Annotated in this window: 18 protein-coding genes; 7 read left to right on the top strand and 11 right to left on the bottom strand. The window is 61.1% G+C overall.

Annotated features, from left to right (window positions below):
* Nucleotides 1-105: 105 nt before the first annotated feature.
* The 5 genes from ABID19_RS04990 to ABID19_RS04970 all read right to left on the bottom strand — a co-directional run bounded on the left by ABID19_RS04990 (nt 106) and on the right by ABID19_RS04970 (nt 5971).
* The gene (locus ABID19_RS04990) at nt 106-1128 is read right to left on the bottom strand and encodes an ABC transporter substrate-binding protein (RefSeq protein ID WP_354488492.1); all 1023 of its coding nucleotides are present in this window, start codon (nt 1126-1128) and stop codon (nt 106-108) included.
* A 162-nt stretch (nt 1129-1290) separates the two neighbouring features.
* Complete coding sequence (locus ABID19_RS04985; protein WP_354488491.1) at nt 1291-2271, bottom strand: ABC transporter permease; 981 nt, start codon at nt 2269-2271, stop codon at nt 1291-1293.
* A complete protein-coding gene (locus ABID19_RS04980; protein WP_354488490.1) occupies nt 2268-3818 on the bottom strand; it encodes a sugar ABC transporter ATP-binding protein in 1551 nt (516 codons plus the stop codon). The genes ABID19_RS04985 and ABID19_RS04980 overlap by 4 nt, the downstream gene beginning before the upstream one ends.
* Nucleotides 3819-3828: 10 nt before the next feature.
* The gene (locus ABID19_RS04975) at nt 3829-4866 is read right to left on the bottom strand and encodes an ABC transporter permease (protein WP_354488488.1); all 1038 of its coding nucleotides are present in this window, start codon (nt 4864-4866) and stop codon (nt 3829-3831) included.
* A 97-nt stretch (nt 4867-4963) separates the two neighbouring features.
* Nucleotides 4964-5971, bottom strand: a complete 1008-nt coding sequence (locus ABID19_RS04970; RefSeq protein ID WP_352936095.1) for a sugar ABC transporter substrate-binding protein — start codon at nt 5969-5971, stop codon at nt 4964-4966.
* Nucleotides 5972-6165: 194 nt separating this feature from the next.
* On the opposite strand from ABID19_RS04970, the gene nanR reads away from it, so the two are divergent.
* The 4 genes from nanR (at nt 6166) to ABID19_RS04950 (ending at nt 10048) form a co-directional block, all read left to right on the top strand.
* Nucleotides 6166-6879 (top strand): transcriptional regulator NanR, encoded by a 714-nt coding sequence (gene nanR / locus ABID19_RS04965; protein ID WP_354488485.1) that lies wholly within the window; start codon nt 6166-6168, stop codon nt 6877-6879.
* A 109-nt stretch (nt 6880-6988) separates the two neighbouring features.
* A complete protein-coding gene (locus ABID19_RS04960; RefSeq protein WP_354488484.1) occupies nt 6989-8254 on the top strand; it encodes a ribulose-bisphosphate carboxylase large subunit family protein in 1266 nt (421 codons plus the stop codon).
* 45 nt (nt 8255-8299) lie between these two features.
* Nucleotides 8300-9145: a phosphogluconate dehydrogenase C-terminal domain-containing protein gene (locus ABID19_RS04955; protein ID WP_354488482.1), complete on the top strand. Its 846-nt coding sequence runs from the start codon at nt 8300-8302 to the stop codon at nt 9143-9145.
* Nucleotides 9146-9205: 60 nt separating this feature from the next.
* Complete coding sequence (locus ABID19_RS04950; RefSeq protein ID WP_354488480.1) at nt 9206-10048, top strand: sugar phosphate isomerase/epimerase family protein; 843 nt, start codon at nt 9206-9208, stop codon at nt 10046-10048.
* On the opposite strand, the gene mtnA is transcribed toward ABID19_RS04950, so the two are convergent.
* Both mtnA and mtnK read right to left on the bottom strand, forming a co-directional pair.
* Nucleotides 10045-11139 carry an S-methyl-5-thioribose-1-phosphate isomerase gene (gene mtnA / locus ABID19_RS04945; RefSeq protein ID WP_354488478.1) on the bottom strand — a complete coding sequence of 365 codons (1095 nt, stop codon included), beginning with the start codon at nt 11137-11139 and terminating at the stop codon, nt 10045-10047. The two genes, ABID19_RS04950 and mtnA, sit on opposite strands and share 4 nt — an antisense overlap.
* On the bottom strand, nt 11136-12407 hold the full coding sequence (mtnK, locus tag ABID19_RS04940) for an S-methyl-5-thioribose kinase (RefSeq protein ID WP_354488476.1): 1272 nt from the start codon (nt 12405-12407) through the stop codon (nt 11136-11138). The genes mtnA and mtnK overlap by 4 nt, the downstream gene beginning before the upstream one ends.
* 136 nt (nt 12408-12543) lie before the next feature.
* On the opposite strand from mtnK, the gene ABID19_RS04935 reads away from it, so the two are divergent.
* From ABID19_RS04935 to ABID19_RS04925, 3 genes are read left to right on the top strand one after another with little or no spacing between them, the layout of a single operon-like run.
* A complete protein-coding gene (locus ABID19_RS04935; RefSeq protein ID WP_354488474.1) occupies nt 12544-14055 on the top strand; it encodes a sugar ABC transporter ATP-binding protein in 1512 nt (503 codons plus the stop codon).
* Between the two features lie 36 nt (nt 14056-14091).
* Nucleotides 14092-15111: an ABC transporter permease gene (locus ABID19_RS04930; RefSeq protein ID WP_354488473.1), complete on the top strand. Its 1020-nt coding sequence runs from the start codon at nt 14092-14094 to the stop codon at nt 15109-15111.
* A 46-nt stretch (nt 15112-15157) separates the two neighbouring features.
* Nucleotides 15158-16213 carry a substrate-binding domain-containing protein gene (locus ABID19_RS04925; RefSeq protein WP_354488471.1) on the top strand — a complete coding sequence of 352 codons (1056 nt, stop codon included), beginning with the start codon at nt 15158-15160 and terminating at the stop codon, nt 16211-16213.
* A 102-nt stretch (nt 16214-16315) separates the two neighbouring features.
* On the opposite strand, the gene ABID19_RS04920 is transcribed toward ABID19_RS04925, so the two are convergent.
* The 4 genes from ABID19_RS04920 to ABID19_RS04905 form a co-directional block, all read right to left on the bottom strand.
* Complete coding sequence (locus tag ABID19_RS04920) at nt 16316-16588, bottom strand: type II toxin-antitoxin system RelE/ParE family toxin (RefSeq protein WP_354488470.1); 273 nt, start codon at nt 16586-16588, stop codon at nt 16316-16318.
* A 1-nt stretch (nt 16589) separates the two neighbouring features.
* Complete coding sequence (locus ABID19_RS04915) at nt 16590-16847, bottom strand: type II toxin-antitoxin system RelB/DinJ family antitoxin (RefSeq protein WP_354488468.1); 258 nt, start codon at nt 16845-16847, stop codon at nt 16590-16592.
* A 66-nt stretch (nt 16848-16913) separates the two neighbouring features.
* Nucleotides 16914-18968 carry a bifunctional aldolase/short-chain dehydrogenase gene (locus tag ABID19_RS04910; protein WP_354488466.1) on the bottom strand — a complete coding sequence of 685 codons (2055 nt, stop codon included), beginning with the start codon at nt 18966-18968 and terminating at the stop codon, nt 16914-16916.
* Nucleotides 18969-19057: 89 nt separating this feature from the next.
* Nucleotides 19058-20023, bottom strand: a complete 966-nt coding sequence (locus tag ABID19_RS04905) for a sugar-binding transcriptional regulator (RefSeq protein ID WP_354488464.1) — start codon at nt 20021-20023, stop codon at nt 19058-19060.
* Between the last annotated feature and the right edge of the window lie 134 nt (nt 20024-20157).

The following is a 20157-nucleotide window of genomic DNA, read 5'->3' as shown; positions in this document are numbered from 1 at the left end:
TCGCGCAAAAGTGCGCAGCGGTTTGCGGTAACGACATGCATAAAAACATGACCCTTAAAGCGCGTCGCCTTTATCCGTTCAAACGCGACGCGCTTTAAGGCCGGGTTACTTGGTCAGGAGATTCTCCTTGACCCAGTCCAGCGAATAGCTGGGGCTGATGATCTGCCCGCCCGGCAGCTTCGCGTAGTCCTTGAGGTTGCCGTCGTCGACGGTTGCCACCGGCATGATCATCAGCTTGGGCGCTTCGGCCCCCTTTAGAAGCGACAGGCCGAGCCAGAACGCCGCGCCGCCGATGCCCGGCGTGGTGTTCATCGAGATGGTCTTGTAGCCATTCTTGGCGTTTTCTTCGGCCCACCATTTGACGAAGTCGGTGCCGCCGCCGCCCTCGATGATCGGCATCTTGCCCTCATACTCGCCGCCATACTGGACGAAGGCCTGCGCGATGCCGACATCGTCGCTGCCGCCCTGGGCAAGCACCGCGTCGACATGCGGCAGGCTGGGCAGGACGTTGGCGATGGCCGCCTGCGCGACCGAGGCGGTCGCCTGGCCATAGACGGTCGCCAGCACCTTGACATCAGGATATTTGGCAAGCACCGCCTGCTGCGCATTGTACATATCGTTGTCCGGTGCCGAGCCTTTGACGCCGCGCACCTGCAAAATGCTGCCCTTGCCGCCGAGCATCTTGATGACGGCCTCGGCCTGGGCTGCCTTGTAGCCTTTGAAGTCGAAATTGAGCTGGTAATTGCAAGGCGCAGACGCCACCGAATCGAAGGAAACGACAATGATGCCGGCGGCGCAGGCCTTCTGGATCACGCCGTTGACCGCAGTTTCCGAGGCTGCGTCGACAGCGATCACATCGACCTTCTTGAGGATCAGTTCGGCTATCTGGCTGTTTTGCTGCGCCACCGAGCCGTCGCCATTCATGATGATGTAATCGGCGATCTGCCCGGCGGCCTTCGCTTCCTTGGCCGAGGCTTCGAACGCCTCCACCATCTGGTGCCGCCAGGTATTGCCGTAGTAGGCATTGGCGAGCGCGATGACCGGCGCGTCGGGCGACGCCATTGCCGGCAGCACGGAAACACTCGCTAGCGCAGCGCTGGCAAGCGCCGCCATAATTGAAAACTTCATGGTATTTCCTCCCAAAAAAGACCGGCCAACATGGTCGGCTTGCCTGTCATTCCACTATAGCGCACCCTCCGGAAGGCGCTATATCAGGTACATGTTATACCAGCATACCAAATAGGCAAGCCGGCCCGGAACGTCCTTCGGTGCATTGTTGAGAGCACGGCATCAGCCTTGACCGATCGGGCGGATCGTTCGCCGTTCCAGCCGGTCGATGATGCGTGTTCTCACTCCGTCGATGGCAACGGCGACGAAGATGATCGCGGCCGTCACCAGCGGATAGATGTATGGATCTGCATTGATGATGTTCAGCCCGTTCTGGACCGTCTTGATGAGGACGGCGCCGAACACGGTCCCGAGTACGCTGCCGCGCCCGCCAAATAGCGAGACGCCGCCGAGCACCGCCGCGGCAATCGCCGAAAACTCGATCTGATCGCCATATTTAGGGCCGACCGCGCCGATTTGTGTAATCGATACAAAGCCGCCAATGCCAGCGCAAACACCGGAGATGACGAAGCAGAGGAAGACGATGCGGCGTACCGCCAGACCAGCCTTGCGAGCCGCTTCCGGATCGCCGCCGACCGCATAGACCTGACGGCCGAAAGATGTCTGGTGCAGCACCACCCAGGCGACGGCAAAGACGGCAACGAATGCAATGATCGCCGAGGGGATGCCGAACAGGGATGCGCGGTTGAGATTGGTGATCTGATCGGAAAACATCAGCGTGCGTGTATTGGACAGCCACATGGCGATGCCCCGCAGAATGAACAATGTGGCCAGAGTAACGATAAAGGACGCAACTCCGAGCCATGTGATGATGGCTCCGTTGACGGCGCCGAGCAGACCCGCCACCACGATCACGGCGAGCAGGCCCTGCGGCCAGGCAATGTCGCCGCCATAAAGAGCGAGAAGGCTTGCGGTCAGGTACATGCTGGCGCCGACGGACAGGTCGATCTGTCCGGTGAGAAGAACGAACGTCATGCCGATGGCGAGGATGGCGATGGGCGCCGCCTGGACGATGATGTTTCGGAAGTTCGCGACGGCCAGGAAGCGATCGGACATCAGTCCGAAGACGACCAGGAGAATGATAAAAAGGACATAAGGGGCATTCTGCAGGATAAGCAGGATGGCTCGATAGCCGGGTTTCATTGGACGGCCTCGATCTTTGCGGCAGGTATCTTTCCGGCAAGTATCTTTCCAGCAAGTCCGGTCGCTGCCGTCATAATCGCCTCACGATCGAAATTCTGCCGTTCGAACGAGCCCGTGAGTTCGCCGCGCGAGATCGTCAGGACGCGATCGGAAAGGCCGAGCAGTTCCTCGATCTCGGACGAGATCAGCAAGACGGCGCTGCCATCTTCCACCAACCGGTTGATGATCCGGTAGACCTCCTGCTTCGCTCCGACGTCGATGCCGCGCGTGGGCTCATCCAGGACAAACAGGCGCGGCTTGCGTCGCAGCCATTTGCCGATCACCACCTTCTGCTGATTGCCGCCCGATAGATGCTTGACGAGCGTATCGTCGACGCGGGTGGTGGACAGATGCATGGCCGTACCCATCTCGCTTGCGGCTGCCGAGATCCGGCTGCCGGAGAGCAGGCCAAGCATGCCGGAAACGCTATCAAGCGATGCAAGCACGATGTTTTCGGCAATGCTGAAATCCATTATCAGCCCTTCGCCACGCCGATCTTCCGTCAGGAATGCCATTCCCGCCGTCATCGCCTTGGCGGGCGAGGGATCGTGAAGCTTCTGGCCGTCGAGATGAATGGTCCCGCTTGAAAAGCGATCGAGTCCGAAGAGCATACGCGCCAGCTCCGAGCGGCCAGACCCCATCAGACCTGCCAGGCCGACGATCTCGCCGGCATGAATGTCGAAGGAGATGGCCTCACAAACGCCGGGCTGGCTGAGACCGCGAACCGACAGAACCGTTTCTGCCGCCGGCCTGGCCTTGCGTTCCGGGTAGATCGCGTCGATCGAGCGGCCGACCATCATCGAGATGATCTGCTGCATCTCCAGCGTCGGGCGCGCGCCGCCGCCCGCTACGCGACCGTCCCGGAGCACGATTATGCTCTCGCAGACGGACATCACGTCCTCAAGAGCATGACTGATATAGATAATGCCGATGCCACGGTTCTTCAGTCTGCCGATAATGGCGAACAGTCGCTCGACCTCCGGTCGGGTCAGCGATGTCGTGGGCTCATCGAAGATGATCAGCTTTGCGCTGCGTGACAAGGCCTTGGCGATCTCAACCAGTTGCCGTTCGCCTTGGCTCAGCTTCGAGACCGGCGTCGAGGGGCTATGATCAAGGTCGACCTGCAGCAGCAATTCAGCCGTGCTACGGCGGATCCGCGATCGATCGATCAGCGGCAGGCCGGCGCGGCGTGGGAAGGCATCGATGAAAAGATTTTCCTCGATCGTCAGGTTGGGAAAGAGGTTCAACTCCTGATGGATGAAGGCGATCCCAGCCGCCGTGGCTGCCTTTGGATTTGCCGGCTGGTACGACAGGCCTTCAAGCCGCATCGTGCCGGAATCGGCCTGATACACGCCGCCAAGAATATTCATGCTTGTGGACTTGCCGGAGCCGTTTTCACCGACCAGCCCCAGCGCCGCGCCCCGATCGACGGCAAACTCGACGCCATGGAGGACCGTGACTCCAAAGAACGACTTGCTGAGGCCTTCGACTTCCAGGAGAGGTGCCACGATATCGTCCTCAACGTCCTGTCAGCAGCCGGTGGCGCAGCGTGTCGACCATCGCCGCCAGCAGGATGACGCCGCCCTTGATGATGTAGATCGCAAACAAGGATGATCCGAGCAGCTTCATCGAGGTGTCGATCAGCAGCAGAAAGAGTACGCCGAATACCGTCCAGACGATCTTGCCCTTCCCGCCGAACAGGCTTGTTCCACCGATGACGACAGCACCGATCACATCCAGCAGGATTTTTTCGCCTGCGATGGGCGAGCCCGTCTGCATACGCGAGGCGTACATCATGGCGGCTACCGAAGCGCATGTGCCGCTGATGATGAAGGTGATCATGATCGTGCGGCTGACGGGAATGCCTGAAACCCGGGCAGCGCTTGCGTTGGCGCCGACCGCGTAGGCCCAGCGTCCGAATTGCGTCCGCGACAGCAGCATATGGGCAAAGACGGCGATGACAGCCGTGAGAATTACCGTATAGGGAACACCCGCCAGGTCGCCCGTGGCGAAGGCTGCAAAACTGTCCGGCAGGTTGGCGATGGAGGACGATGTCGAACGGAAGGTGACGTACCAGATCGCCAGCCCGGCAACGAACATGCGCGTGGCGAGTGTCACGATGAAAGACGGCATGTTGAGTTTCACCACGGACAAGCCGTTAATGGCGCCGATCGCAAAGCCGACGAGTAGCATGGCCACGATCGCACCGGGAACGGCGAACACCGACCCGGCCAGATAACCACCCGTCCCCGTCATGATCGATGCGCCGACGACTGCTGCCAACGACACAATCGCCGTTACGGAAAGGTCGATACCGGCGACGATCAGCACGAAGGTCTGACCGATAGCGACAACCAGCAAAGGCATCATGTCTCCGAGGATATTCGAAGCCACTTCCCATGACAGAATTTCAGGCACGAAAGGATAGATGGCCGCGACATAAACGACGCAGAGCACCAGAACGAAGTACTCCGAAAGCAGAAGCTTTGCCAACCTCAGCGCGCGGGCTTGTTTATGCGCCGGAAACAGCGTCTCCGCTGGCGGTACGGCAGCCATCTCAACTCCCATGAATGCATGATGCGATACGGATATTTCCGGAGTGGACCCATGGAAACCGCCACGGGCCCGTTGCCGGGAGAAATGCCGTTTCGGCTCAGCCGGGGTTCTTCTCCTTCCACAGGATGTAGCCCCACATCTCGCCCTGCTTCTCGGCTATATTGGCCTGGGTGATTGCAAAACCCGGGTCGATCAGCAGTTTTTCGACCGTCTTGTCGGCCTGAAGATCAAGGATTGCCTGAATGGCAAGTTCGGTTTCCAGGAACAGGTTCTGCACGCCGCAGGATTCCATGTAGCCGTCCTTCATGAGGCCATAGGCACTCGGGAACCCGTCGAAGCCGGCAAAGATCACGTGCCCTTCTTCTCCTATCTTGTGCCACTTGTCGGCCGACTTCAGCGCTTGCTGGATCTGCGGGATCAGGAAGTCCGAAGACGTGAACAGAAAAGAGATGTCGGGATTGGCCTGGAGTGCATTGGTCAAGCCGGCAAAAGCGGTATCGGCATTCCAATCAGTCGGGATCTTGGCGACAACCTCGATGACATCGGGAAATTGCGCGACAGCTTCTTCGAATCCGTCGCGGCGTTGAATGGCGTTTGGATCTCCGAGGTCGCCGATCAGGATGGCCGCCTTGTGCTTCTGGCCGGATTTCTTGGCGACGTCACAGGCATATAGGACCGCATCGCGGGCGATCTTCTGATTGTCCGCCTGAATGGCGACCGAAAATGCGTCTGACGGCGCCGGCGGCCGATTGAAATGCACCATCGGGATCTTGGCCGCGTTCGCGGCCTTGATCGCAGGAATGACGGCGTTTGAATCGGTCTGAACGATGATGATGCCGTCGACCTTGCGGGCGATCGCGGCGCGGACCTGTTCGAACTGCTTGTTGTCGTCCTTGTCCGAGATGGCTTCCATGATTTCGAAGCCGCGTTTCTTTAGGTCGTCGCGAATGATCTGGATGCCTGCGACCCAGAACTCCGAATAGAGCCCGTCGAAAAGGACAGCGATCGTTTTTGTCCCCTCCGCGCGCACGGCAAGCGTCATGCCACTGGTGGCGGCAAGGCTGGCGAGTGTCGCCACGGTGAATTCACGTCTTGTCAGCGCCATGAAGTTCTCCTCCCAAGAAACTCGGCTCATTTTCGGCAACCGTGTTGCCGCTCGGACTGGCGATATATCGACACCGACCCGTGGCTGGACGTTAGGTCATCATATATGTAATGTCAACCGGCGAAAGAAGCCTTGTTTGTCGATGCGATTCGGATCGATATGCCGGGAAGAGTGATCACGGAATGGAGGGGCAGATGGAGCCGGTCCAGAAGAAGAAGTTGTATGTGGAGGTGCTTGACCGGTTGATGGCGGCAATCTCGACGTCCGAGTTTCCGCCTGGTTCTCAATTGCCTTCGGAAAAAGAGCTGATGACGATGATCGGCGTGGGGCGGCCATCGATCCGGGAAGCAATGCTGTCGCTGCAGCAGATGGGGCTTATCAAGATTTCCCACGGAGAACGTGCCCGCGTGATCAACCCGACGCCCGAGGTGATCGTCGATCAGGTCTCCGCGGCAATGGTGATGATGCTTGCGACGAACTCTCGTGGCCTGGAAGAACTCAAGGAAGTCAGACTCTTACTGGAAACCGGCCTTGTCCGGATAGCCACGCGGCGCGCCACAGCCAAGAATCTGGAGCGTCTTGCCGAGACCTTGCGTCACTTGCATGACGCAAAGGGCGACCAGGCGCGATTTGTTGCTGCCGACATGCAATTCCATGAAGTCATCGCCGAAATGAGCGGCAATTCGATGATAGCGGCGGTGGCAAAGGGAATGCTTGAGTGGTTGTCTCGATTCAAGCGGGACCTTGTGGCGGTCAAAGGTGCCGAGCGTCTGACGGTCGAGGAGCACGAACGGATCTACAAAGCGATCGCCAGCGGCGATGCCGAAGGCGCGAGCGCCGCCATGGCCGAGCATATTGGTCGCGCCAATGAGCTCTATTCGAAACTGGCCGGCGGCGGGGCCGGCTGAATATTCCGATTGGCGGAATTTTTTGCCGGAAAAAGTCATATGATGACATAATGTCTTTTTGGTGCTAACGCTCGTCGCCATGAGTGTTATTGCAGCCGGGACGCGTGCATTGACGGGTCGAATCTCTGCCGCCTATCTGATCGAAACCCGCTACCCGCTGGAGGTGGCTGCAGCTGCAATGGCGGGCGAGCAATCGAGTGGAACGTTCCGGACCGTTCCGGGAGAGACGCCGGAGCTTCTGCAGAGGTTTGGAGCCCGCGTCGAATTCATCAAGGATATCGCAGAGGTCGAGACGGAGGCATTGCCGTTTTCGCGTTCGCCGAAAACGCTCGGTGACGCCAAGCTTCGCCGGGCAAAGATCGGGCTTTCCTGGAACATTGAAAATACAGGCACCGTTCTTGCTTCGGTATGGTCGACGGTTCTCGGCAACCTGTTTGAATTGCACCATTTTTCGGCCATGAGGCTGCTGGACGTCGCTTTTCCCGATGTCTTTGCCGATGCCTATCCAGGACCGGCTTTCGCTGTCGCGGGAACACGTCGCCTGACAGGTATCGAACGGCGTCCGCTGATCGGCACGATCGTCAAGCCGAGTATTGGCCTCTCGCCGGAGGCAACGGCGGCCCTTGCCGACACGCTGATTGCCGCGGGCCTCGATTTTATCAAGGACGACGAGCTCATGGGCGATCCACCGCATTCGCCGTTCGAATACCGGTTTGAAGCGGTCATGGCGGTGATAGACAGGCACGCCGACAGAACGGGCCGCAAGGTTATGTATGCGGCCAATATTTCCGGAGATTTCGATGCCATGCGTCGTCAGCTGGATCTGATCGAGCGTCGTGGCGGGACCTGCGCCATGCTTGTCCTGAATTCCGTTGGCCTGTCGGGCGTCATCGAGGTGCGCCGTCATTCCGCCGTTTCGCTGCACGGTCATCGTGCCGGCTGGGGCCTCTTTGGCCGTTCCCCCGACGTGGGCATGACCTATCTCGCCTATCAGAAGTTCTGGCGGCTGGCCGGCATCGACCACATGCATGTCAATGGACTGTCCAACAAATTCTGTGAGCAGGACGAGTCGGTGATGGCCTCGGCTCATGCCTGCCTGACGCCGATGTTCGAGCGGGCGGACCGCCCCGATATAGCGATGCCGGTGTTTTCGTCCGGACAGACGGCGGTGCAAGCGGCAGAGACTTACAGGAGGCTTGGCTCAAACGATTTCATCTATTGCTGCGGCGGCGGCATCATGGCGCATCCAGGTGGACCGGCCGCGGGTGTCCAAAGCCTCCACGATGCTTTTGATGCCGCGGCGGCAGGCATTCCCGCGCATGATTATGCCGCCACACATCCAGAGCTTGAAGCCGCGCTGCAAGCGTTCGGTTAAATCTGCGCCATCGGCGCTTCATCAAGACAAATGGGAGAGAAGGAAATGACAATATCCGTAGCGTTGCTTGGAGCAGGCGGGAAGATGGGCTTCCGCGTGTCTCGCAAGCTGATCGAAGCGGGCTACGATGTCCGCGCCGTAGAGGTCGGCGATGCGGGCCGCTTACGCTTGGCGGAGGCCAACATCCACGCTGTCGCCATGGAAGAGGGCATTCCCGGCGCCAAGGTCGTGGTGATGGCTCTGCCGGACAATATCATTGGCCAGGTGGCGCGGCAGATTTCGCCGATGCTAGCGAAAGGCACCATGCTTCTCATTCTCGATGCCGCGGCACCATACGCCGGCGACCTGCCGAAGGATCGGCCGGATCTGACCTATTTTGTCGGCCATCCCTGTCATCCGCCCTTGTTCAACGACGAGACGGAGTGGGCGGCTCGCCGCGACTATCATGGCGGCATCGCTAGGCAATCGATCGTCTGCGCCCTGATGCAAGGCCCGGAAGAGCACTACGCGCTTGGTGAAGAAGTGTGCAAAGCGATGTGGTCGCCGATCATCGAAAGCCACCGCGTGACCGTCGAACAGCTGGCGATCCTTGAGCCCGGTCTGTCGGAAATGGTTGCCATGCCATTCGTCGACACCATGGTCGAGGCTGTCTCGGAATGCGAGCGCAAATACGGCATTCCCAGACAGGCTGCCCTTGATTTTCTGATTGGTCATCTGAACGTCGAGATCGCCATGTGGTTCGGCTTCTCTCCGAAAGTACCGTCCGATGCTGCACTGCGCCTGATGCGGTTCGCCAAGGGCGTCGTGGTCCGCGACGACTGGCGCGAGGCGCTGTCGCCGGCCAAGGTGAAGGAAGCCTCCGAACTGATCGTCTACGGCAAGGGGGCCTGAGCGCTGCCTTCGACGTCGCGCATCATATCGGTTTCGACCGCACTTTTCGACGGTTATTCCATGGAGTTGGCCATCGCGGAAATAGCGGCGGCCGGCGCCCATCATGTCGAGCCGGCCTTCATTCGCGGTTATGTCGATTTCGATGAAGGCATGTTTACCGGCACAAAGGCGGTGAAGCTGCGCCGGACGGCAGGGAATGCCGGGCTTCGGATCAACGCCGTGTCGGCTCATCTCGACCTGTCGGGGCCTGATGCGGTGGATGCGTTGTCCCGACGGATCGCCTTCGCTGGCGGTCTCGGCGCATCCTTCCTGATTACCAATGCAGGCCCAATGATGAACCGGGCGATTATCCGCAGAACGATCGATGTCGTTTTGCCGAGGCTGGAACGAGCCAATATCGTTCTGGCGCTTGAAAACCCCGGACATGGCCATGGTGACTTGCTCGGCAGCGCTCAACTTGGGGCAAGCTTCATCCGCGAAATCGGATCACGGCATGTACGCCTGAACCACGACGCCGGAAACGTCTTCACCTATAGCGGCGAGACACTGCAGCCGGCGCAAGATATCGCGGCCGCCATCGACACGGTCGGTCATGCTCATCTGAAGGATATTGTCAGCACCGGGGCCGGGTGGGCATTCTGTGCCGTCGGTGACGGCTCGGTTGGCTATGGCCCGTACTGGGCAATCCTTCCCGCGACGCTGCCGGTCAGCATCGAACTGCCATTGCGACTGGAGCGCCCACAGCGCCATGATCCGCAGCGGCGAAATACCCCTGTCGATATCGCCACCATTCGCAGCGCCCTGCAGCGCTCACTGCATTTCGTAAGCTCGCTGGAGATCGCACAGAGCCGCGATTTCCGAACTACGACCGTGCCGAACCCGCGTCCTCGCGGAACTACCTAACCGCGTTCGGGAAACATCGCCTTCAAGCCTTCGCGCGACGCTTTGGCGACGCCGCGTTCGGTGATCAGTCCGGTGACCAGCCGCGCCGGCGTCACGTCGAAGGCCGGGTTCGCCGCGGGCGTCGTCTCCGGCGAGATGCGGACCTGCGCAAGCTCGCCATTTACGGTCTTGCCCCAAACCAGCGAGACCTCGTCGCTGGAGCGCTGTTCGATCGGGATTTCGGCCAGCCCGTCGCCCACCGTCCAGTCGATGGTCGGCGAGGGCAGCGCGACATAGAACGGCACGTCGTTGTCGGCCGCGGCCAGCGCCTTCAGATAGGTGCCGATCTTGTTGCAGACATCGCCGTCGGCGGTGGTGCGATCGGTGCCGACGATAACCATGTCGATCTGGCCGCGCTGCATCAGATGGCCGCCGGCATTGTCGACGATCAGCGTATGCGGCACGCCGTGGCCGGCCATCTCCCATGCCGTCAACTGGGCGCCCTGGTTGCGTGGGCGCGTTTCGTCGACATAGACGTGAACGGGAATGCCCGCTTCCGTTGCCAGATAGATCGGCGCCGTGGCGGTGCCATAGTCGACGGTGGCCAGCCAGCCGGCATTGCAGTGGGTCAGGATGTTGACCGGTTCGCCAGGCTGCTTGCGCGCCGCGATTTCCTTGATGATTTCAAGTCCGTTGACGCCGATGGCGCGGTTGAGGCCGACATCCTCGTCGGCGATTTCGCCTGCGCGCTGGTAGGCGGCCTGGGCACGTTGTTCGGCTGGCAGGGGTCGCAAGAAACCTCGCATTTCATCGAGCGCCCAGCGCAGATTGATCGCGGTCGGGCGCGTTTCGTGCAAGATCTCCCAGACGCCGTCGAGTGCTGCATCGGAAGGGTCGTCGGCCATCTGCATGGCGACGCCATAGGCTGATGTGACGCCGATCAGCGGCGCGCCGCGCACCCACATGTCGCGGATCGCCGTTGCGATGCCGGCAACGGTGCCGACTTTCTCCACGCGGAAATCATGCGGCAGCCAGCGCTGGTCGATGATCTCCACCGAACGTCCGTCGTCGCTCAGCCAGATGGTGCGATAATGGCGGTCGCCGACGTTCAAATCCTGTTCTCCTGTTCGATCAGCGTGGCCAGCGTGTTGACCTCGTCGATGCTGTGAATCTGGCGCCGGTTGACGGCGATGTGACGGCCGAATTTCAGCGCCTTTGCCTCACATGTGGCGCGAAGATCGGCGTCGGCAATGGTCTCGAAGTCCGCATTGTGCGCAAGGCCCAGTATGCGCCGGTGCACCTCGACGCCGGCAAAGCCCAGCATGTCGGTCCAGACCTGTTGCAGCATGTGATCGAGCGCCTGTTCGGCGCCGAGCCTGTCGCCCTGATCCTCGAACAGGCTCTTCTGGTAGAGCATGCCGGTGCGCTCGGTTCGCCACAGATGCGAGAACTCGCTGCGGAACACCGACCATGTCTCGACCGTCACATCGAGCAGATAGGCGCGCATAGCGTCGCGCTTTCCGCTCTGCTCATGGCCGCGCTGCGAGAAGAACGCCATCCAGAAATTGGCAAGCAGCATGCCGACGTCGAAGGCGATCGGCCCGTAGAAGGCGAATTCGGGATCGATCATTCGCGTTTCGGAGTCGGTGACCATGATCGAGCCGGAATGCAGGTCGCCGTGCAGCAGTGTCTCCGCATTGGCCGCGAAGATATGCTTCAGCCGCTGCGCCTCGACCTTGAGATCGCGATCGGCGCGCAACTCGGCGACGATGCGGTCGAGTTGTGGGCTCGTATGCCGATTCAACTTGGCATCGAAATAGGGATCGGAGAAAACCAGGTTCTCGGTGATGTCGCAAAGCTCGACATTGTCGGCAAACAGCGCCAGGTCCGCCTTGCGATCCTTGGTCGCCATCGAGAGGTCGGAGCCACGAAACAGGGTGCGGGCCATGAACAGGCCGATGTCTCTTGCGATACCAGGCAGTTGCCGGCCTTCGATCAGCGCGCGCCGCAGGATGATGTGCGGCGACAGATATTCCATGATGATCAGCGCTTGGCCCTCGTCGAAGTAATAGATGGCAGGCACCGAACCGGGCGCTCTCGCCTCTTGCCGCGTCAGCGCGTGATATTCGAAGAAGGAGCGCTTCAATGGCAGCGGCCAGCTGTCGCCGACGAGGCGGACATAGGGCAGGGCCTGCTTGACGACGGCAGCACCCGTGGCGCCCTCAACGATGAAGACCAGGTTCAGATTGCCGTCGCCGACCTCGCGGACCTTCCAGCGGGCCGTGTCCTTGCCGATACGCGAACACAGGGCCTCATTGGCGCCGAGCCGTGCCGCCAAGGTCTCGACCGACAGTGCTTCGAACGGCGATTTCCCAGTCATCCTCACCCTCCCGCTTAGGTGCTCCCATCATAGTGAAGCCATGGCGGTTGGTCCAAGCTAGGAAGCTCTCTGGCAATTGTCAATCGTGTTGACAATTGCCGATATAGCCCATAGCGTCGTGGCCAGGGAGGAACGAATGGGCAATGATGCCGTGTTCCGCGTGGACGGCCTGAGGAAATCCTTCGGCCATATCGAGGTGCTTGGCGGCGTCTCGCTCGAATTGCATGCCGGCGAAGTGACCGTGCTGATGGGCGCTAACGGCGCTGGCAAATCCACCCTCGTCAAGATCGTCAGCGGCGTCTACCAGCGCGGCGGCGGCATGATGAGTCTCGCCGGTCATGAGTTCGCGCCGAAAACCCCGGCCGAGGCGATCCGCGCCGGCGTCGTCACCGTTCATCAAAACATCAATGACGGTGTCGTCGCCGACCTTGACGTCGCCACCAACTTAACGCTGGACAGGCTGAGCGGCAGCGGCGCGCCAACGCTGTTCAATCCGGGTCGGGTGCGTCGCGAGGCAAAAGCCGTTGCCGACCGCATGGGTCTTGCCATCGACCTAAAAGCCCGGATCAGCGATCTCTCGCTGGCCGACCGACAGATGGTGGCGATTGCCCGCGCCATGGCGCATCAGCCGAAAGTGCTGATCCTCGACGAGCCGACCTCCTCTCTGTCCAGCGCCGAGGCAGACCGGCTTTTCGCGCTGCTCGACCGGCTTCGCGAGCACGGTGTCGCGATCCTCTACATCTCGCACCGCATGTCCGACATCAGGCGGCTTGCCGATCGTATCGTCTCAATGCGCGACGGTGTCGTCTCAGGTGTTTTCGACCGCAAGCCGCTCGATTATGAAGGCGCGGTCAACGCCATGCTCGGCCGCAAGATCCACCTCGACCGGATCGTCGCCAGGAATTCGGCCAAGCCTGTCCTGACGATCGACGGGTTGCGGATTGCAGAAGGTTCCAGGCCGATCTCGCTGACGCTCGGTGATGGCGAGGTCGTCGCCATCACCGGCCTTGTCGGTGTCGGCAAGACCGCGCTCGCCGAGACGTTGTTTGGCGTGCGCAAGCCGCTCTCCGGCACGATGATGCTGAACGGCAAATTCTATGCGCCGGGATCGACGGGCGAAGCGATCGCCGCCGGCGTGTTTCTCGTCGCCAAGGACCGCGCGACGAGCGGGATCGTCGGCGATTTCAACATCCAGGAAAACATCAGCCTGCCGTTCCACAAACGGATGTCGCGCCTCGGCGTACTCAAGCGCCGGATCGAGCGCGCCACCGCCCGTCGCCAGATCCAGGAGCTGGGCATCGTCTGCCGCTCGGAGAAGGACGAAATGTCGGCCCTTTCCGGCGGCAATCAGCAGAAGGTGATGGTCGCCCGCTGGATTTCGCAGGCCGCAAAACTGTTTATTCTGGACGAGCCTTTTCAGGGCGTCGACATTTCGGCCAGGCGCGATATCGCAGCCAAGCTGCGAGCGAGCGCGAGCGGCCGTGCGACGCTGCTGTTCGTCACTGAACTCGACGAGGCGCTGGAGACCGCCGATCGCATCCTGGTGATGTCGGAGCAGACAATCGTTGGCGAACATCGCAACGCCGACATCGACCTCGATCGCCTGCTGGCCGAAGTGGCGGGCGGGCCGTTGCACAGCGCGGCCTGAAAAGGGCCGGATGGTGAGAATTGGAATGGAGAGGGTATGAGTTCGGGTTGGATTGAGATGGCAGCCGCGCGCGACCATGCCATCCGCTATGGCTTCATCGTTTTGCTGTTCGGGTTGATCGCCTATTTCGCCATCGCCGCCGATGGCTTTGTCTCGCCGCAAAGTGCCGTCTTCATCTTCCAGTCGGTCGCCATCACCGGCGTGCTGGCGCTTGGCGTCACCGCCACGCTGGTCGTCGGCGGCTTCGACCTGTCGATCGGCTCGGTCGCCACCAGCGCCATGATGGCGGCAGCCTATGTCATGGTGGTGCTGGAGCAGAACGCTGTCGTCGCGGTCATCGCCTGTCTCGCGATCGGCGTCATCGTCGGCCTCATCAATGGCTGGCTGATCGTCTATATGCGCGTGCCGGACCTTCTGGCGACGCTCGGCATGATGTTCCTCCTCGTCGGCTTGCAGCGCATTCCGACCGAGGGCCGCTCGATCGCCACCGGCATGACGATGCCCGACGGCTCGGTCGCCAACGGCACGTTCAGCGCCGCATTCCTGGCACTGGGCCGCCACCGCTTCGATTTCTTCATCCCGAACCTCATCCCGGTTTCGGTGGTGGTCCTGCTCGTGCTTGCAGCGCTGATCTGGTTCTTTCTCGAATACACCCGTTTCGGCCGCATGATGTATGCGGTCGGCAGCAACGAACGGGCTGCCGAGCTCGCCGGCGCGCCTGTCAAGGCATACAAAATCTGGGCTTACGTTATTTCAGGAGTTTTTGCTTCGATCGGTGGCATTTTGCTTGCCGCCCGGCTTGGACGTGGCGACATCGCCTCGGGTAATAATCTCCTGCTCGACGCAGTGGCTGCGGCGCTCATAGGCTACGCGGTTCTCGGGGCCGCCAAGCCGAACGCCTTCGGCACGGCCGTCGGTGCGGTGTTTGTCGGCGTGCTGCTGCAGGGCCTGACGATGATGAACGCGCCCTACTACACGCAGGATTTCATCAAGGGCGTGGTTCTCGTGGTCGCCCTTGTCTTCACCTTCGCCCTTTCCGGCAGGGGCAAGGGGTAGGATTTCGATCGGCTGAAATTTGAGTTCAACAAGTGGAGGAAACAACATGAAGATCACAAGAAGACTTTTGGGCAAGGCAGCGCTTGGGCTTGCCGGCGCCGCGCTGCTGATGCAGACGCCGGCGATGGCGCAGGACAAGCCGGCGCCTTTCGACAAGCCCGGCGCCGTCAAGATCGCGCTGGTCCGCTATCTCTCGACCGGCGACTTCTTCCAGGCCTACCTTTCCGGTGTCGAAGCGCAGGCCAAGGCGCTTGGCGTCGATCTGCGCGTCCTCGACAGCCGTCAGGATGCCGCCCTTCAGGCAGACATGGTCGACCAGGCCATCGCGCTCGGCGTCCAGGGTATCATCATCCAGCACGGCCTGACGGAATCGATGAAGGAAGCCGCCCAGCGCGCGGTCGATGCCGGCATCAAGGTGGTCGCGTTCGACGTCAATGTCGAAAACCCCAAAATCCCGCAGATCGAGCAGTCGGACCGCGATCTCGCCCGCCTCGCCCTCGAACAGGCGATCAAGGACAATGGCGAGAGCTGGAAGGCCGGCTATGTCTACGTCGCCGGCATCGCGCCGCTCGACCGCCGCAACGAGACCTGGGTCGACTTCAAGAAGAAATATGCTGGGATCAACGAGGCGGCGATGTTCGGCACGCTCGACAATCCGATCGCCAATTCCGTCGCCAACCAGGCTCGTTCGGTGCTGTCGGCCAACCCCGACATCAAAGTGATGTTCGCGCCCTATGACGAATTCGCCAAGGGCGTGAAGATCGCTGTCGACGAGGCCGGCTTGAGCAAGGACATCAAGATCTATTCGGCCGACATCTCGACGTCCGACATTGCCGCGATGCGCGAGCCCGACAGCGCCTGGGCGGCAACCGCGGCGACCAATCCGGCCGTCGTCGGCCAGGTTTCGGTGCGCGCGCTGGCGCAGCTTTTGGCCGGCGAAGACCCCGGCCATAACGTCATCGTGCCGCCGACGCTGATCACCCAGAAGGATCTGATCGACAAGGACATCAAGAACATGGAAGACCTCTCGGCCAAGCTGCCGCAGTTCGCCCATGCCGATGTCGCGATGCCGGCCTGGATGCCGAACCCGAACGCGAAGTAGCTTCGAGACAAAGCCCTCAACACTTGAACCTAGCCGCTTGCAGCAAGCTTGCTGCGGGCGGCTTTGTCTTCACAGCGAGGGTGCTGATAGCATCGCCTGGCTCTACTCGTTGAACAGATCGGAATGTGAGCCGGTGCGAGCAAGCTGGAGCTCGTCACCGGCAACACGATAGATCAAGAGCCAATCTGGTTCTATGTGAGCGTCACGATAGCCTTTCCAGTCGCCCTTCAGCGAGTGGTCCTTGTAGCTCGCCGGTAGTTCATTCCCGGCGAGTAGGAGGCCTAGCAGTTCGCGCAATTTCCCAAGGTCCTTGCCCCGCTTCTCCGCACGTTTCACGTCGCGACGAAATTGCCCGGAGCGAACGGGCGTCAGCACATCAGATTCCCAAATCCTTGAACAACTCCTCGGCCGAGGCGAAACGCTTGCCCTTGCCCTGCTCCAATTCGACCATAGCCTTTCGGGTGGTTGCGTTCGGCACTTTCACCGGAAAGGGAAATTCCTTGTCGGCGGCGACGCGGACAAGAAGTAGGCGGATGGCGTCGGAAACGGACAATCCCATTGCCGCCAGGGCCTCTGTTGCCTGATCCTTTGTCGCCGCATCGATCCGAGCGCGGACTACAGTATCCGTTGCCATGTTGTGACTCCCTAGTGTGAGCCACAATGTAGCTACAAAATACCAATTTGGCAAGTTGGTTGATCCTTACCTCAGCGCCGCCGCGATGTTGCCGCCGTCCACCGTCGTCACGTCGGCGGTGGTCCGCTCGGCCAGCGCGTGATGCAGGAAGGCCTGGGCCACGTCCTCGGCCGTCACTTCCTGCCCGAGCAGATTGCCCGACATGTATTCCTTTTCCGATACGCCGCGCGCGCCCGAGCGGCTGGCGATCATGGCGTCGGTCAAAAGCCCGGAACGGATGCGGTCGGCGTTGACGGCATTCGAGCGGATCCCATGCGCGCCATAGTCCAGGGCATATTGCCTGGACAGGAACAGCGTCGCCGCCTTCGGCACGCCATAGGCGCCGAACTTCGGGCCCGGATTGATTGCCTGCTTGGAGGTGTTGAATAGAAGCACGCCGCCGGTGCCCTGTTCGAGCATGATGCGCACCGCATTCTGCGCCGCCGACTGGTGGGCGAAGAAGTTGAGTTCGAAGCTCTTGCGCAAAGTGGCGTCGTCGAGCTCGCCGATCCTGCCTTCCCACGCCGCACCGGCATTCGAGACGAGAATGTCGAGGCCGCCATAGATGGCGACCGCTCTGTCGAACGCAGCGCGCATCTGCGCCGGATCGGTGATGTCGGCGCCGATCCCGATCGAACTGTTGCCCGCTCTCTTTGCCGCTTCCGCCGCCCTTGCCGCGTCGAGATCGACGACGACGGCATGGGCGCCGTTGTCGGCGAACAGCTTTGCCGTGGCGGCACCGATCGCGCCGGCGCCGCCGGTGACCAGCACGACCTGGCCGGTCAGCGGCTTCGGCTTGTTGGAGGCGAGCTTGGCCTGTTCCAGCGACCAGTATTCGAGCGGAAACAGATCGGCTTTGGAGAGCGGCCGGAAATCGCCGACCGCTTCGGCTCCACGCACCGCCTCGATCCACATTTCACCGACGTCGGAGGCGATCTTCGCGTCCTTCAGCGTGCGGCCATGGCCAAACATGCCGAGACCCGGCACCAGCGTCAGGCGCGGCATCTGGTCGAGCATCGTGCGCTTCACATCGTCGAGCGCGTCGTTGGTTTCGAAGTAGGCGCGATAATCCTTGGCAAATTGCTCGACATGTTGGCCGATGACGGACTTGTAGTCGCCGATCTTGTCCGCGTCGGGTGCCGGCAGCGCCATCGGTCCGGTCTTGATGCGGATCGACAGGTCGGGTGTCGATACGCCGCGCCCGGCATAGTCGGCAATCCTGGCCGAATTGATGAAATCGACGATCGCGTCCGAGGTGCGGAAGTCGCTGATCATGCGGTCGAAGCGGCCTTCGCCGCGCGCTACCGCCACTGCGCCGCGCAGCATCGGCGCAATGTCCGCAGGCTTCGCCAGCCTGGCCGGCAAGTCCGCCTTTTCGGTGCGCGGCTTGCCGTGGCTGGCGATGAAATCCTCGGCGACGGTCACATAATGGATCATCCGATCGTAGGCCTGTTTGGCATCGTCGCCGAAGGTGAAAATGCCGTGCTTGTCGAGGATCAGGCCTTCGACATCAGGGTTGGCGTCGAAGACATCGGCCGCCGCCTTCGCCAGGTCGAAGCCCGGCATAATGTAGGGCACGAATCCCATCTTGTTGCCGAAGACTTTCTTGCTCAACGCCTCGCTGTCGTCCTGGTCGACGATGGCCAGAACGGCGGTCGAGTGCGTGTGGTCGACGAATTTGTGCGGCAGGAAGGCGTGCAGCAGCGTCTCGACCGAAGGGTTGGGCGAAGACGGGTCGATGAGGTTCACCCGCTGCAGGGCGACCATGTCCTCGTCGGGGAGTTTTTTGAGCGACCGCGCCTTAAGCAGGGCGCCAAGCTTGACCGCCGGCAGGCCTTGCGGCTCGATGACGCCCATGTCCCAGCCGCTGCCCTTGACGCAGAGCACGTCCCATTCGTCGCCGACGAGATCGGTGGCCTTTGTCTTGCAGGAAGTGTTGCCGCCGCCATGCAGCACAAGCCGCGGTTCGCCACCCAGAAGCCTGGTCGTATAGACGCGCAGCGCCAGGTCGCGACTGACGCCCTTTTTTGCATAGTCGGCAACCAGCTTCTCCGCCTCGCCGTCATTCCACAGGTTCATCATGTTCGCTTCGTCCGATTTCTCTTTTTGTTGTGAACAGGAACGCCGCGACGCTTTGATGACAATGCGCCCGCGGCGGAGTTTTGCTTAATCTAGGCGACCTTCTCCGCTGCCGATCCGGCATGGTCGAGCAGCCGTCGCGCCATCCGGGCGCCGACCACCAGATGCGTGCACAGCCCACCCGCGATCGCCGCCACCAGCGGTCCGAACTTGCTGTCCTCCTGCACCACCACGAGGCGCTTTTCAATCTTGCGCAGCGATGACAGCTCTGCCGAAATGACCCTTCGGTTGTAGCTGCAGTCGAGCGCCTTGCCTTGACCGTCGATGATCTGGCCGGCGATAACGCCGGCAGCGCCGGCCCGCCGCAGCACGTCCATTTCGCTTGTCGTCAGCGCGCCGCATTTGACGACATGGCTGTCGGCGTCGACTGTGCCGACCGAGTAAAGCGCCAGGTCGCATTGACTGATACCCGACAATTGCTCGCGGATCACCGGCTCGGCGCGCAGGCCGCGTGCCAGTTCTTCCGTCGTCAGCACCAGCGGCGCGTAGAAGTTGAGCCCCTGTGCGTTGAGCCGGCGCGCGATTTCCATGGTGCATTGGTCGGGACGGTAGGAATAGGGGGCTCCGAGATTGCCGCAGAGCTGCACCACCGTGACATCCTGCAGATCGGCATAGGACATGACGTCGGCGATCGTGTAAACGGTCCGCCCCCAGGCGACGCCAATACGGTCGCCTTTCTTGACCAGTTCGAGAAAGACGCTCGCTGCCAGCACAGCAATGTCGGTCGAAGGATCGGCGACATGGCCGTTTTCCGGTGCGATCCAGACGGCGTCGAGCTTCAACGCGTCTTCGAGCTTGCGCGCCAGGACGTCGTCGGTGAAAAGCTGGGTCGAAGTCGAGATATTGACGATGCCGGTCTCGCGCGCCTTGCGCAGATACATGGCTACCGAGGCTCGGGAAATTTTGAGCTGGCTCGCCACCTGGTCCTGGCGCAGGCCGTGGGCATAGTAGAGCCAGGCGGCCTTGTGAATAAGCTGTTCTGCCGGTCGGATCGCCATGCCATCTCCTCGCTGACATTATTCATGGCTCTCGACAAAAGTCAAACAGATGGACACATACTGCCGTCTCTTCACAAGCAGGGTAACCGCTATGCTGACGCACTTCGCATAACGAAAGGCGAGGAGAGGCCGGG

Origin of the sequence: Mesorhizobium robiniae (genome assembly GCF_040545535.1) — a bacterium.
GTDB lineage: Bacteria > Pseudomonadota > Alphaproteobacteria > Rhizobiales > Rhizobiaceae > Mesorhizobium > Mesorhizobium robiniae.
The sequence above is the reverse complement of the archived record's forward strand: the minus strand, read 5'-3'. Positions and strand labels throughout refer to the sequence as shown.

Bases quoted from the DNA above. Each gene is read 5' to 3' on its own strand.
- ABID19_RS04990 (WP_354488492.1), bottom strand. From the start codon at position 1,128: ATGAAGTTTTCAATTATGGCGGCGCTTGCCAGCGCTGCGCTAGCGAGT.
- ABID19_RS04985 (WP_354488491.1), bottom strand. From the start codon at position 2,271: ATGAAACCCGGCTATCGAGCCATCCTGCTTATCCTGCAGAATGCCCCT.
- ABID19_RS04975 (WP_354488488.1), bottom strand. From the start codon at position 4,866: ATGGCTGCCGTACCGCCAGCGGAGACGCTGTTTCCGGCGCATAAACAA.
- ABID19_RS04970 (WP_352936095.1), bottom strand. From the start codon at position 5,971: ATGGCGCTGACAAGACGTGAATTCACCGTGGCGACACTCGCCAGCCTT.
- nanR (WP_354488485.1), top strand. From the start codon at position 6,166: ATGGAGCCGGTCCAGAAGAAGAAGTTGTATGTGGAGGTGCTTGACCGG.
- ABID19_RS04955 (WP_354488482.1), top strand. From the start codon at position 8,300: ATGACAATATCCGTAGCGTTGCTTGGAGCAGGCGGGAAGATGGGCTTC.
- ABID19_RS04950 (WP_354488480.1), top strand. From the start codon at position 9,206: ATGGAGTTGGCCATCGCGGAAATAGCGGCGGCCGGCGCCCATCATGTC.
- mtnK (WP_354488476.1), bottom strand. From the start codon at position 12,407: ATGACTGGGAAATCGCCGTTCGAAGCACTGTCGGTCGAGACCTTGGCG.
- ABID19_RS04935 (WP_354488474.1), top strand. From the start codon at position 12,544: ATGGGCAATGATGCCGTGTTCCGCGTGGACGGCCTGAGGAAATCCTTC.
- ABID19_RS04930 (WP_354488473.1), top strand. From the start codon at position 14,092: ATGAGTTCGGGTTGGATTGAGATGGCAGCCGCGCGCGACCATGCCATC.
- ABID19_RS04925 (WP_354488471.1), top strand. From the start codon at position 15,158: ATGAAGATCACAAGAAGACTTTTGGGCAAGGCAGCGCTTGGGCTTGCC.
- ABID19_RS04915 (WP_354488468.1), bottom strand. From the start codon at position 16,847: ATGGCAACGGATACTGTAGTCCGCGCTCGGATCGATGCGGCGACAAAG.
- ABID19_RS04910 (WP_354488466.1), bottom strand. From the start codon at position 18,968: ATGATGAACCTGTGGAATGACGGCGAGGCGGAGAAGCTGGTTGCCGAC.
- ABID19_RS04905 (WP_354488464.1), bottom strand. From the start codon at position 20,023: ATGGCGATCCGACCGGCAGAACAGCTTATTCACAAGGCCGCCTGGCTC.